Here is a 13,342-nt window from a genome sequence, read left to right as displayed (position 1 = left end):
ATGGCCCGGGCAATCGACGTGGGCGTAATGACGTTCGGTGGATTCGTATTCGACGTGTGCGGTCGAGATCGTGATGCCACGTGCCTTTTCTTCCGGCGCGGCGTCGATCGACGAGTAGTCCTTGAACTCACCGCCAAAGCGCTCGGCACCGATCTTGGTCAGTGCGGCGGTCAGCGTGGTCTTGCCGTGGTCAACGTGACCGATGGTGCCGACATTGACGTGCGGCTTGGTGCGCTCGAACTTACCCTTGGCCATGGCTGCTTATCTCGAAATCGTCTGAATTGGTAGCACTTAGATGGTGCTCACGAAAGGAATCGAACCTTCGACCTCCTCCTTACCAAGGAGGTGCTCTACCGACTGAGCTACGTGAGCGAGTTTTGTATTATGGCACGAATTTGAATATATTCAAACTCATTCAATGGAGCGGGAGACGGGGATCGAACCCGCACCATCAGCTTGGAAGGCTGAGGTTCTACCATTGAACTACTCCCGCATCGGAAGCTCTTGCCACAACATGAAACTGGTGGAGGGAGGTGGATTCGAACCACCGAAGGCGTAAGCCAGCAGATTTACAGTCTGCCCCCGTTGGCCGCTTGGGTATCCCTCCTTACCACCCTGTCCCGTGGCGCCGAAGCGTTTTCGGTGTGGGGTGGAAGAGCCGTGAATTTTGGGGATAAACGGGGGTTCTGTCAACAACCTTTTTGAACTTTTTCACATGAATGTCGAATTGCCTTGCCGGGACGGGCTATTGGCCCGGCAACGGCAGGGTTTCGGTGGCGAAGATCGCCACATGCGGTACGCCATCGGCACCGATCCAGCCGCGATACATGCCCTGGGTGTTGAACGGGGTCGCCGCGCGGCCGTCGGCGGCGAGCACGATCGCGCCGCCATCGCCACCGAGGGCGGGAATGCGCTCGTTGATCACCGCGCGTCCCGCATCCACCGGCCCCTGCTTGAGGTACTGCATGCGGGCACAGATATCGTGCGCGGCCGCCGTGCGGATGTAGTACTCGCCCCAGCCCGTGCCCGATACCGCGCATCCTGCATCGGCATAGGTGCCCGCGCCGATGATCGGTGAGTCGCCCACGCGGCCATAGCGCTTGTTGGTCATCCCTCCGGTGGAGGTGCCGGCGGCAAGCTTGCCGTCCTTGTCCAGCGCGACCGCCCCGACGGTGCCAAAGTGCCGCGCCGTTTCCAGATCCGCATGGGCCTGGCCGCTGGCCTCTTCCTTCAGCGCCTTCTGCAGCTGCTGCCAGCGCTTGTCGGTGCGGAAGTAGGACGGATCCACCAGGGCAATGCCCTGGCTGCTGGCGAACGCCTCGGCGCCCTGCCCGACCATCATCACGTGCGGAGAATGCTGCATCACCGCTTCAGCGAGCAGGATCGGGTTGCGCACGCGCTGCACGCCGGCCACCGCGCCCGCCTTGAGTGTGGCGCCGTCCATCAGCGAGGCATCCAGTTCGTTGCGGCCATCGTGGGTGAACACCGCCCCTTTGCCGGCATTGAAGGTGGGATCGTCCTCGAGCACGGTGATCGCCGCGGTAACGGCTTCCAGTGCCGGCTTGCCCGCCGCCAGCGCGGCATGGCCTTTCAACAGCGCCTGCTGCAGGGCCGCGCGCGCGGCGGTTTCTTCGGCGGGCGACAGATCCTTGCGCTCCACCCCCGCCCCGCCGTGTATGACCAGTACAGGCTCGGCGGCGGCGGCGGCCAGCGGGAGCGACAGGCACAGCGACAACACCACCACAGCAGAACGCGACATGGACAGGCACTCTCAAGGGACGAGGCCGCATCATGGCACGCGCGACGGGCCACCCACGCGCGTGGCCGCGACCTCACAACGCGCGCGACAGCATCCACGCATGGCGTGGATCTACCGGCGCAGCTGCAGGCGCCCCTCGCGGATATCGGCCGTCATCTCGAACGCCGCGTCGTCCACCTGGAAGCCATCCAGATGCAGGCGACTTCCTTCGCCCACCCCGGTCACCGGAATGGCGAGAAAATCCAGCGGTTTACCGCCGCGCAGGCGATCGGCCGCGCGCTGCGGCATCACCAGCCACGCAAAACCGCCGTCGCGGCTGAACACCTGGCCGGTGCCGTCGGCCTCGACACACAGCGCGGTGTCTTCATCCACGCCGAGGCCGACCATGTTCTGCTGCCCACTGCGCTGGGCGGCACGGGCCACGAAGACGATCAGGCGGCCGAGCCGGTCGCGCTTGCCGAAGTGGGTATCGGTGACCACGTTGGACAGGTACGGCATGGCCAGGAAATCACTGTCCAGGGTCACGGCCCTGCCCATCGGATCGCGCAGCGCGCGGCGGGACGTCACGCTGCCGCCATCCAGGGCGCCGTAGCTGTAGCCCCCCAGGATGGCCAACCCGGCACTGGTGCCGGCGATCGGCCGGCCGGCGCGGACGTGTGCATTGAGCGCCGCGTTCACCGCCGTGCCCTTCCAGAAACGGATATAGCGCGCCTGGTCGCCGCCGGCGATGAAGATCGCATCGGCGGCAGCGATCACCCCCAGCACGGCCGGGTCGTCGGCCGCGCGCCGACTGTTGAACACCAGGGTCTGTACCGATGCCACGCCGCCGATCTCCCGATAGAGCCGGTTCTGCAGCTCATCGGCACCGGACGCGCGCAGGATCACCACCCGGCCATGGCCGGCGCGCGCCACCCACCATTGGAAGGCTGCCGGCACCCACTCGCCGCCGCCCATCAGCATCATCGCCGGCTCGGTGTGGGGCGCCCGCGGGGCCTGCAGGGCGCCGACCTCGTAATAGCGGTAGCCCCGATCCTGCAGACTGCGCGGATTCTGGGCGTGGAGGGGGAGCGAGAGCGCTGCAAGCAGCAACCACAGAAGGGAATGGATCGGCCGGAAACCCTTGTGCACGTTGACCTCCCTAAATAAAACGGGCGTGTAAGCGCTTTCACTCTTTGCCAGAGAAATTGGCAGTGGTCAACCCCGTAAAAAAGGCGTTAAATGCGCGCCGTCCATTCACGAAATGTGAATGGGGGACAGGCCTCCCTCGAGGCCGACACTTTCTTCTCGAGAATTCTCATGCGTAAACAGGCGATGGCGTGGTCGATCCAGCTGGCGTTGATGGGTGTGGCCGCAACTGCGGGCGCCCAGACGCCCGCCCCCGGGGTGCAGCAACTGGATACGGTGCAGGTCACCGGCTCGCGCATTCCGCGTGCGCAGGTGGAGGGGCCGGCCCCGGTCACCGTCATCACTGCCGAGCAGATCCAGGCCAGCGGCTTCACCAGCGTGCCGGACGTGCTGCGCTCGATGACCCAGAACGGGGGCGAGACCCAGAGCCAGCAGTCCTCCAGCGGCGCGGACTTCTCCCCCGGTGCGCAGCAGGTCGACCTGCGCGGCCTTGGCCCCAACCACACCCTTGTGCTGGTCAACGGCCGCCGCATCGCCGATTTCCCGATGCCCTTCCAGGGCCGCAGCAACTTCACCGACGTCTCCAACATCCCGATCGGGATGATCGAGCGCATCGAAGTGCTGACCGGCAGCGCCTCGGCGATCTATGGTTCTGACGCGATCGCCGGCGTGGTCAACTTCATCCTGAAGAAGCAGGTGGATGGCACCACGGTCGACATGCGCATGGGCACCACCAGCGAAGGCGGTGGTGAGTCCTTCGACATGAGCATCGCCAGTGGCTTCGACGCCGGCCGTTTCAGCGCGGTCTACAGCCTGGAACTGCAGTCGCAGACCCCGCTGTGGGCCTATGAGCGTGGGCAGCAGGATTCCACGCTGGACGCGCCGACCGAGAGCGCCCGCGCCCTGCGCCGCGCCTACCTGCGCACCGACTACAACGACGACTACCTGGACCCGGGCCAGGCCACCTGCGATGCGCTGGCCGGCCAAAACAACGGCAGCACCCAGTACGCCGAGCGTGCGCGATATGGCTTCTACTGCGGCAGCGACCGCTCGATCGGCTACGGCACGATCCTGAGCAAACGCCGCGGTGCCAACGGCTATGCCTCGCTGCGCTACGCCTTCGACAACGGCGCGGAATGGTTCGCCGATGTGCAGATGGGTTACCACGACCTGGCGCTGATGCGCGATGTCACCCAGTGGGGCCGCATGGCCGCCGACGGCAACGAGGACGGCTACTTCTACAACCAGGCCACCGACCAGGTCGAGTTCTGGCAGCGCCAGTTCTCCCCCGAGGAAATGGGCGGACTCGACAACGGCATGGTGCGCAGCACCCAGAAGACCTTCAGCGTGACCACCGGCTTCAAGGGCGCGCTCGGTGCGGACTGGGAATACGAGGCGTCGCTGAGCCATTCGCAGTACCAGTCCAGCATCCGCTGGCCGCAGATCATCGCCGCCAAGGCCAATGCACTGTTCCTGGGCGAGCAGCTGGGCGAGTACACCGATGACGACGACAACGTGTTCCCGGTGTTCAACGCCGACCCGGCGCGCCTGTACCGGCCGCTGAGCCGCAGCGAGTACGATTCGATCGCCGCACGCACCACCTATACCCCGAAGTCGCGCACCGAGACTGCCGCGCTGACCCTGACCAATGGCGAGCTGTTCGAGCTGCCGGGTGGCAAGGCCGGCTTCGCGGCGACCGCCGAGTTCGGCAATCAGTCCTACGCACTGAACCCGGACCCGCTGGCCACGCAGTACTACTACTACAGCTGGAAGGATTCGGACGGGCACGGCAGCCGCAACCGCTGGGCGACCGCGGCCGAGCTGCGCCTGCCGCTGCATGACACGTTCAACGTCAGCCTGGCCGGCCGCTTCGACCAGTACCGTTACTCCGGCAACACGATCGGCAAGGCGACCTGGAGCGGTGGCCTGGAGTGGCGCCCGATCGACACGCTGCTGGTGCGCGGCTCCTACGGCACCGCGTTCCGCGCGCCCGACCTGCACTACGTGTATGCCGGCCCGGGCAACGATGAAACCAGTGCCAACGACTATTACACCTGTGCGGTGGACGGCGGCGATGACTGTTCGGATTACGAAGAGAACCTGATCCGCACGCGCGAAGGCAACCGCCAGCTGGACCCGGAAACCAGCACGTCGTGGAGTGCTGGTTTTGTGTGGTCGCCGGCAGCGGGCCTGGATCTGTCCGTGGACTGGTTCGATATCGACATGCGCGACCAGGTGCAGGACATGGATGTGAGCACGATTCTGCGCGACGAGGCGGCCTGCCGCCTGGGCGACGCGGACGCGGCGTCGCCGACCTGCGTGGATGCGATCAGCCGGGTTACCCGCACCAGTGATGGCCGCCTGTATGGCGTGCACGTGAGCCCGATCAACATCGCGCGCGAAACGACCCGTGGCATCGATGTGGGCCTGCGCTACCGCCTGAGCACCGGGATCGGCGATTTCATCCTCAGTGGCAACCACACCTGGGTGAAGACGCACGATTTCCAGCAGTTCGAGGGCGATGTGGTCGAGGACCAGTTCGCGATCAACAGCGGTTTCGACATTCCGCGCACCAAGACCAGTGCGAGCGTGACCTGGGAGAACGCGGCGTGGTCGGCCACGCTGTACGGCTCGCGCCTGGGCAAACTGCCAACCTACGACAGCTATGACCAGAGTTTCGATCCGGACAGCGGCGACAGCCCGTGGATCGGGGCGACGTACCGCTACAACGTGTCGTTGCAGTACCGCTTCGATGATCATTCGCGCCTGTCGCTGTCGGTGGTCAACATCGCCAACAAGCTGCCGCCGAAGGATGTGACGTACACGCCGTATCCGTACTACGACGTCTCCTGGTTCGACACCGTGGGCCGGACGATCAACCTGCAGTACACCCACAAGTTTGGCGGTACGGCGTTGTAAGCGCCGTTTCACTGCCGATAGGGGATCAAGGACGGAGGCATTGCCTCCGTCTTTTTTTTGCGCGTAGCCCGCGATGCGGCGCGGCCACCGTGTTTTCCACACGCCACGTGGAAAGCCATGGGGGTTTGGTGTGGACAAGTGCATGCAAGCCATGCGGCACAATGCTTTCAGGGCGTGGCTATTTTTTGTCCAGCCGCGGATCGCGGTTTTCCACACACACCGTGGAAAGCGATGGGGGTTTGCTGTGGACAACCCCGGGTGAGCGATGCACTGCAACGGTTTTCAGTGGTGGTCAGAAATTGTCCACGTCGCTGGCGGGCGGGTCAGATGGGTTGCCGGCCAGCGGCCGGCACTACCGCGCGCGGGTTTTCCACATGGTGCGTGGAGAGGCGTGGGGGTTTGTTGTGGACAAGTGAGGCGGAGGCATACCAGGCAAGGGTTTCGGTGCCTGGTCATTTTTTATCCAGTCCATGTCGGGTGTGGAATGCGCTCCCAAAAACGCAAACGCCCCGCTCAGGGCGGGGCGTTGCGGGCATCAACGTGCGAGGAACTCAGACGTTGAAGCGGAAGTGCAGGATGTCGCCTTCCTGGACGCGGTATTCCTTGCCTTCCAGGCGCAGACGACCCGCTTCCTTGGCACCGGCCTCGCCCTTGTACTTGATGAAGTCGTCATACGCGATGGTTTCGGCGCGGATGAAGCCCTTCTCGAAGTCGGTATGGATCACGGCGGCGGCCTGCGGAGCGGTGGCGCCCTTGCGCACGGTCCATGCGCGGACTTCCTTCACGCCTGCGGTGAAGTAGGTCTGCAGACCCAGCAGCTGGTACGCGGCGTAGATCACGCGGTTCAAGCCCGGCTCGGACAGGCCCAGGTCGGCCAGGAAGGTGTCGCGGTCTTCGTCGTCGAGCTGGGACAGCTCTTCTTCGATCGCGGCCGACACCGGCACCACCTGCGCGCCTTCCTCGGCGGCACGGGCGCGCACGGCATCCAGATGCGGGTTGTTCTCGAAGCCGTCTTCCAGCACGTTGGCGATGTACATCACCGGCTTGAGGGTGAGCAGGAACAGGTCACGGACCAGCGCCTTCTCTTCCTCGTCCAGGCCAGCGGTACGACCGGCCTTGCCGTCGGCCAGCGCAGCCTGCAGCTTGGCCAGCACCGGCTTGCGGGCCGCGGCTTCCTTGTCGCCCCCCTTGGCAGCGCGCTCGGCGCGGTTCAGCGCCTTCTCGACGCTGTCCAGATCGGCCAGGGCCAGTTCGGTATCGATGGTGTCGATATCCGAGAGCGGGTCGACCTTGTTGTTGACGTGGATGACGTCGGCATTCTCGAAGCAGCGCACCACGTGGGTGATCGCATCCACTTCACGGATGTGGGCCAGGAACTTGTTGCCCAGGCCTTCACCACTGGCCGCGCCGGCGACGAGGCCGGCGATGTCCACGAACTCCACCGCGGTCGGGATGACCTTCTGCGGGTTGATGATGGCTGCCAGCTCGTTCAGGCGCGGATCCGGCACCGGCACGATGCCGACGTTCGGTTCAATCGTGCAGAACGGGAAGTTGGCCGCCGCGATGCCCGCCTTGGTCAGCGCATTGAACAGGGTCGATTTGCCGACGTTGGGCAGACCGACGATGCCGCATTTGATACCCATCTTTGACAACCTCTGGGGTGGTAGGTACCGGCCGTTGGTCGGTACACCGTGGTTATTTCGGGGTGTGGAGGCGCTTCATCGCCTCACTGTAATCGCCGGATACCGCCAGCGGCAGCACGTCGATCGCATCTTCGATGGCATGACCAATCAGCACATCATCGTCTTTGCTGGCGCGCCCCAGCACCCACGGGACCACGCGGTCCTTGTGGCCGGGATGGCCGATGCCGATGCGCAGGCGGTGGAATCTGCCATGGCCGAGCAGGCGGATGGTGTCGCGCAGGCCATTCTGGCCGCCGTGGCCACCGTCGAACTTGAGCCGTGCCACGCCGGGCGGCAGGTCCAGCTCGTCGTGCGCCAGCAGCGTTTCTTCCGGTTCGATCTTCCAGAAGCGCTGCGCCGCGGTGACCGATTTGCCACTGAGGTTCATGAAGGTGGCGGGCTTGAGCAGCCATACCGGCTGGCCGGCGATATCGACCTTGGCGGTCTCGCCGAACAACTTGCTGTCCACGCTCCAGCGCGCGCCGGCCTGTTCGACCAGGGCGTCAATGAAACGAAACCCGGCATTGTGCCGGGTCTGGGCGTGCTCGGGTCCGGGGTTGCCCAGACCAACGATCAATCGCAATCCTGTCATTACTCTTCTTTCGTCGGTACCGGCCCTGTGCCGGTACATACAGAAACGGCGCCTGCCCCGAAGGACAGGCGCCGCAATCACTTACTCTGCAGCCGGCGCTTCGTCGGCAGCTTCTTCCTTGCCGAGCTTGGCGGTGACGATCGCGTCGTCATGGTCCTTGCCCTGGGCCAGGGCCGGGATCTCGACGCCCTTCGGCAGCTTGATGTCCGACAGGTAGATCACGTCACCAGCCTTCAGGTCGGCCAGGTCGACGTCGATCGATTCCGGCAGGTCCTTCGGCAGGCAGGTGATGCTCACTTCCTTCAGTTCGTGGGTGACCACGACGTCGGCAGCCTTGCCGGCCGGCGAGGTGTCTTCGTTGATGAAGTGCAGCGGGACGTTGGCGGTCAGCGCTTCGTTCTCGTTCACGCGCAGGAAATCCAGATGCAGGATCAGCTGCTTGAACGGGTGGCGCTGCATGTCACGCAGCAGCACCTTGGTGACCTTGCCATCCAGATTCAGGTCCAGGATGGACGAGTAGAACCACTCGTTCTGCTGGGCCAGCCAGATTTCGTTGTGGTTGAGCTGGATGACGCTCGGCTCGACGTCGCCGCCGTAGATGATCGCCGGGATCTGGCCAGCGCCACGCAGGCGGCGGCTCGCACCCTTGCCTTGCAGTTCGCGCTGGACGACCTTGATTTCATGATTCTTGGCCATGCTGATTTACTACCTTCGTTGTTTGCCGCGCCATGAGGGCGAGGCGATGAGGGGAGATCCGCGACCAGATCTCCCCGGGAAACCACCCACCGTTGCCGGTGGGCGGAAAAATCAATCCACGTACAGCGAGCTGACCGACTCACCGAAGGCGATGCGGCGCATCGTCTCGGCCAGCATTTCCGCCACGCTGAGCTGGCGGATCTTGCTGCACACCCGCGCCTCTTCACGCAGCGGGATGGTGTCGGTCACCACCAGCTCATCGAGCTGGGAGTTGTTGATGTTGTCCACCGCCGGGCCCGAGAGCACGGCGTGGGTGCAGTACGCGGCGACCTTGAGGGCGCCACGCGCCTTCAGGGCTGCAGCGGCCGCACACAGGGTGCCGGCGGTATCGACGATGTCATCGACCATCACGCAGGTCTTGCCTTCGACGTCACCGATGATGTTCATCACGGTGGAGACGTTGGCGCGCGGGCGGCGCTTGTCGATGATCGCCAGATCGGCATCGTCCAGGCGCTTGGCGACGGCGCGCGCGCGCACCACACCGCCCACGTCCGGGGACACCACGATCAGGTTTTCCGTGCCGTAGGCGCGCCAGATATCGGCGAGCAGCAGCGGCGAGGCGTATACGTTGTCCACCGGCATGTCGAAGAAACCCTGGATCTGATCGGCATGCAGATCCACCGTCAGTACCCGGTCAGCCCCGACAGCGCTGAACATCTTTGCAGCCACCTTGGCGGTGATCGGCACGCGCGAGGACCGCATGCGGCGATCCTGGCGCGAGTAGCCGAAATACGGCACCACGGCGGTGACACTGTTGACCGAAGCGCGCTTGAGCGCATCGATCAGGACCAGCAGTTCCATCAGGTTCTCTGCGCTGGGTGCACAGGTCGGCTGGATCACGAACACGTCCTGCTTACGGACGTTTTCCTCGATCTCGACCTGCACTTCACCATCGGAGAAGCGCGACACCAATGCCTTGCCAGGCCGCACCCCCAGTTCCTTGCAGATGCTCTGCGCAAGGCGCTTGTTGGCGTTGCCGGAAAATACCAGCAGGTTGGGGTGTTCTTGCATCATGACGGTCTCGGGCGGGAGCGATTGGCGGAGAACTGGGCCGCCGGCACCCGGAGGTGTCTGCGGTGACAACACCGCGGCGTATGCACCGCGCCCGCGCAGACATGCGCATGGAGTCGCGGCAGATATCCGCTAGTGGCAGGGGCGGGAGGATTCGAACCTCCGAATGCCAGGATCAAAACCTGGTGCCTTGGGCCTCTTGGCGACGCCCCTGCATCAAAATCAGTAACGCTCGAGTACATCAAGCAGTGGCGAGCGCTCCACGCCCGCAGCCACCCATGCCCGCAGTTCCTTCGGCAATTGCGCCAGGCCCTGCTCTGCAGCAGCGCGCGTGGCGAACTCGACGAAACAACCGCTTCCCGACCCGGTGAGTCGTGCCCGGCCGATACTGCTCAACGCTGCGAGCGCTGCCTCTACGGCAGGTTCGCGGCGGCGCAGGACCGGCTCGAACGCATTCCCGAGCAAAGACCCGGAAGCGAAGTCCGCTATTTTCGCCACTGGGGCATCCCGCGTCAAATCCGGTGATGCGAAAAGTGCGGGGGTCGGCACGTGAACGCCGGGGTGGACCAGCACAAACCAGGCCGGCGGCAGGGCGATCGGGGTCAGCAGTTCGCCCACGCCCTCGGCCCAGGCGTTGTGCCCGCGCACGAAAACCGGCACATCCGCGCCCAGCTGCAGACCCAGCGCGGCCAGCGCATCGACCTCCAGACCGGCGCCCCACAGGCGGTTCAGTGCGACCAGGACGGTGGCGGCATCGGAGGACCCGCCGCCGAAGCCGCCGCCAGCCGGAACGCGCTTTTCGACGCCGATATCGGCACCTTGGGCGATGTTCGCTGCAGCCTTCAACAGGTGCGCGGCGCGGATCGCCAGATCATCGGCCTCGGCAACGCCGGCCACGGAGGGGCCCTCACGGCGGATCCGACCATCGTCGCGGACACGCAGATGGATCCGATCGCCCCAATCCAGCAGCCGGAACACGGTCTGCAACTGGTGGTAACCGTCCGGGCGCCGCCCGGTGATGTGGAGGAACAGATTCAGCTTGGCCGGGGCCGGCCAGGTCGACCCGCCGTCGACTGCATCCAGCCTGCTCATGGCGTGGCCAGCACCCAGCTGTCGACCACCAGGCGGACCTTGGCGTCGCCATTGACCGCTTCGATCCGGCGCGGCAGCACCGGGCGACCAGCCTCGGCCGGGTACCAATCCAGGTATTGGATCTCCCAGCCCAGCTGCTGCACGCGACGCGGGCGGCCTTCGCCGTCGCGCTCGATGCGCTCGGCCGGGGCCGCATCGGCGATCAGGCCGCGCACCCAATCGGGCAGCTGGTTGACCGGGATATCCCAGCCGGTGGCGTCCAGCAGGACCCGCTGGGCATCGTCGCCCTCGCGCGTGCCGCCTTCCAGACCTTCCAGTCGGCCGCCCTCGTGATGGCTGTCGCCGGTCAGCTTCCAGCTCTGCCGGGTGACCGGGGCGCTGAGTTCCACCACATATCCCTGGCCCTGCTGCTGCCAGTCGATGCGGCCGTTGCCACCGTTGCGGCCCTTGCTGATCGCCACCCGGCCCTGGAACGACCAGGCCGGCTGCGCGCGCACCGCAGTGACACGCTCGGCCTCGGCCTGCTGCGCAGCGGGAGAGACGGTGGTGACCACGGTCGGGGCGGAGGGCGCATTGCGCTCATCCAGGGACACGCAGGCGGAGAGCGACAACGCCACGGCCGCGGCAAACGCGGCCTTCAGGGACAGCAGATTCATACGCCGTATTTCTCGATCACGCGCTGCAGGGCGCGGTTGTCCGGGTCCAGCTTGCGAGCCTCCTCAAAGAAGTGGCGCGCCTCGTCCTTCCTGTTCAACACCCACAGCACCTCGCCGACATGCGCGGCGATCTCCGCATCCTTGGCCAGCGTCCAGGCGCGGCGCAGCTGCACCAGTGCTTCTTCGTTGCGGCCCAAGCGATACAGCACCCAGCCGTAACTGTCGACGATGGCGGCGTTGTCCGGCTCGGCCACGCGCGCGCGGTCGATCAGTTCCAAGGCTTCCTGATAACGCTGCGTGCGGTCGGCCAAGGTATAGCCGAGCGCGTTGAGCGCGGCGATGTTCTCCGGATCGGTGACCAGCACCTTGCGCAGGTCGGCCTCGGCGCGCGGGATGTCGTCGCGACGCTCCCAGGCCAGGGCGCGGGCATACAGCAGCGCGTTCTCGTCCGGATACGCGGCCAGGCCACGGGCCAGCGCGTCCAGTTCGCCGGCATCGTCGTTGCCGCGCTGGCGCAGCTCGGCCTCGAGCAGATAGGCATCGCGGCGGGCATCGTCATCGACGGTCGCGTCGGACTGGATCGCGTGTACTTCGGCCAGCGCCTTGTCGGTGCGGCCCAGTTCGTTCTGCGCGTTGGCCGCGCGCAGGCGCGACTCATCGCGCTCCGGGCCACCGGGCACGCTGTGATACCAGTTGACCGCTTCCTCGTAGCGCTTGAGGTACTCGGCGATCTTGCCCAACAGCAGGCGCTGGGCCGGATCCGGCTTGGTCGCCTGCCCGGAGAGTTCGGTATACAGGGCCAGCAGGCCCGGGTCGTCCTTCTGCTTGGCCAGCAGCGAGGCGCGCATGCCGTAGGTCTGCACATCCTGCGGGCCGACCGCCAGCACGCGCTCGGCCGCAGCAGGCTGGCCCATCAGGTCGTAGGAGATCGCCACCGCGTTGCGCAGCTCGGGGTCCTGCGTGGTCTTGGGCTCCACGCCCTTCAACAGGGCCAGCGCCTCTTCAGACTTGCCGGCCTGGTTGAGCTGACTGGCGTGCAGCAGGGCCACGCGCGGCTCGTCCGGGAAACGCTTGACCACCTCATCGACCATGCGCCGGGCCAGCTCGGGCTGCTCCATGCGCATGGCCAGACGGCCGAACTCCTGCCAGACCTCCAGGCGGTCGGGGATGGCATTGGCATCCACCAGCTCGCCCAGCACCTGGGCCGGGACCTTGGGGTCGCTGCCGCCGCTGATCAGGGCGCCGATCGCGAACTTCCAGGCGGTGGGGTCCGGGTCCTTGAGCAGCGCCTGCAGTTCGGTGCGGGCGGCCTTCACCTTGTTCTGGCGCATGTCCAGCGCGGCGGTGCTGCTGCGCATGGCCAGTGAGCGCGGCGCACGCTGCTCCCACAGGGCCAGCGCGCGGGCGGCGCGCTTGTCATCGTTGGCCAGCATGGCGATCCGGGAGGCGCGCTCGGCCAGGCCGGCATCGCCTTCACTGGCCTCGGCCGCCTCCAGGTACCAGCGCGCGGCGTCGCCCAGTTTGCCTGCCTGCAGGGCGAATTCGCCCGCCATGACCGGGGCCAGGGGGACCGCCTCGGCCGTGCTGTTCTTGCCTTTGGCCGGGGCTGCCGGGGGGGCGGCCAGGGCGTTGGCGGTGAACAAAGACAGCAGCAGAACGCTGGAGATGCGAATCAATGCGGGCATCGGGGGCATCTGAGCCTTAAAATGACGACTTGAATGGCCAGCAGCTTATCGCAAGCAACTGAACA

General features: G+C 65.6%; 11 protein-coding genes and 4 tRNA genes. 1 reads left to right on the top strand and 14 read right to left on the bottom strand.

All coding sequences use genetic code 11. The features are described 5' to 3' along the window. The 6 genes from ABE422_RS13405 to ABE422_RS13380 all read right to left on the bottom strand — a co-directional run. A partial coding sequence (locus tag ABE422_RS13405) for a GTP-binding protein (RefSeq protein ID WP_346464516.1) occupies positions 1 to 255 on the bottom strand: 255 nt, incomplete at its 3' end. Positions 256 to 296: 41 nt separating this feature from the next. Further along, positions 297 to 372: transfer RNA gene (locus ABE422_RS13400), tRNA-Thr, on the bottom strand. A gap of 47 nt (positions 373 to 419) precedes the next feature. Continuing rightward, positions 420 to 493, bottom strand: a tRNA-Gly gene (locus tag ABE422_RS13395). Between the two features lie 28 nt (positions 494 to 521). Further along, a tRNA-Tyr gene (locus tag ABE422_RS13390) sits at positions 522 to 607 on the bottom strand. A gap of 138 nt (positions 608 to 745) precedes the next feature. After that, a complete protein-coding gene (locus ABE422_RS13385; protein WP_313209717.1) occupies positions 746 to 1,759 on the bottom strand; it encodes an isoaspartyl peptidase/L-asparaginase in 1,014 nt (337 codons plus the stop codon). A gap of 111 nt (positions 1,760 to 1,870) precedes the next feature. Further along, positions 1,871 to 2,887 carry a cyanophycinase gene (locus tag ABE422_RS13380; RefSeq protein WP_313209719.1) on the bottom strand — a complete coding sequence of 339 codons (1,017 nt, stop codon included), beginning with the start codon at positions 2,885 to 2,887 and terminating at the stop codon, positions 1,871 to 1,873. A 168-nt stretch (positions 2,888 to 3,055) separates the two neighbouring features. Between ABE422_RS13380 and ABE422_RS13375 the strand changes: the two genes are divergently transcribed. Next, complete coding sequence (locus tag ABE422_RS13375; RefSeq protein ID WP_313217309.1) at positions 3,056 to 5,803, top strand: TonB-dependent receptor; 2,748 nt, start codon at positions 3,056 to 3,058, stop codon at positions 5,801 to 5,803. 551 nt (positions 5,804 to 6,354) lie between these two features. On the opposite strand, the gene ychF is transcribed toward ABE422_RS13375, so the two are convergent. The 8 genes from ychF to ABE422_RS13335 form a co-directional block, all read right to left on the bottom strand. After that, entirely contained in the window at positions 6,355 to 7,446 is a 1,092-nt protein-coding gene (gene ychF / locus ABE422_RS13370; RefSeq protein WP_088434937.1) for a redox-regulated ATPase YchF, read from the bottom strand. 52 nt (positions 7,447 to 7,498) lie between these two features. Beyond that, a complete protein-coding gene (gene pth / locus ABE422_RS13365) occupies positions 7,499 to 8,077 on the bottom strand; it encodes an aminoacyl-tRNA hydrolase (RefSeq protein WP_102789572.1) in 579 nt (192 codons plus the stop codon). An 81-nt stretch (positions 8,078 to 8,158) separates the two neighbouring features. After that, positions 8,159 to 8,773, bottom strand: a complete 615-nt coding sequence (locus ABE422_RS13360) for a 50S ribosomal protein L25/general stress protein Ctc (RefSeq protein ID WP_102789571.1) — start codon at positions 8,771 to 8,773, stop codon at positions 8,159 to 8,161. Positions 8,774 to 8,884: 111 nt separating this feature from the next. Next, the gene (locus ABE422_RS13355; RefSeq protein ID WP_026070235.1) at positions 8,885 to 9,844 is read right to left on the bottom strand and encodes a ribose-phosphate diphosphokinase; all 960 of its coding nucleotides are present in this window, start codon (positions 9,842 to 9,844) and stop codon (positions 8,885 to 8,887) included. 136 nt (positions 9,845 to 9,980) lie between these two features. Next, a tRNA-Gln gene (locus tag ABE422_RS13350) sits at positions 9,981 to 10,057 on the bottom strand. A gap of 9 nt (positions 10,058 to 10,066) precedes the next feature. After that, complete coding sequence (gene ispE / locus ABE422_RS13345) at positions 10,067 to 10,936, bottom strand: 4-(cytidine 5'-diphospho)-2-C-methyl-D-erythritol kinase (RefSeq protein ID WP_313212217.1); 870 nt, start codon at positions 10,934 to 10,936, stop codon at positions 10,067 to 10,069. Continuing rightward, on the bottom strand, positions 10,933 to 11,592 hold the full coding sequence (lolB, locus tag ABE422_RS13340) for a lipoprotein insertase outer membrane protein LolB (RefSeq protein WP_346483136.1): 660 nt from the start codon (positions 11,590 to 11,592) through the stop codon (positions 10,933 to 10,935). The genes ispE and lolB overlap by 4 nt, the downstream gene beginning before the upstream one ends. Then, on the bottom strand, positions 11,589 to 13,277 hold the full coding sequence (locus ABE422_RS13335) for a tetratricopeptide repeat protein (protein WP_346464514.1): 1,689 nt from the start codon (positions 13,275 to 13,277) through the stop codon (positions 11,589 to 11,591). Before ABE422_RS13335 ends, lolB begins: the two co-directional genes overlap by 4 nt. Between the last annotated feature and the right edge of the window lie 65 nt (positions 13,278 to 13,342).

Source organism: Stenotrophomonas sp. TWI1151 (assembly GCF_039673135.1).
In the GTDB taxonomy this organism is placed as follows: Bacteria; Pseudomonadota; Gammaproteobacteria; order Xanthomonadales; family Xanthomonadaceae; genus Stenotrophomonas.
This window is presented reverse-complemented; position numbering and strand designations above follow the sequence as displayed.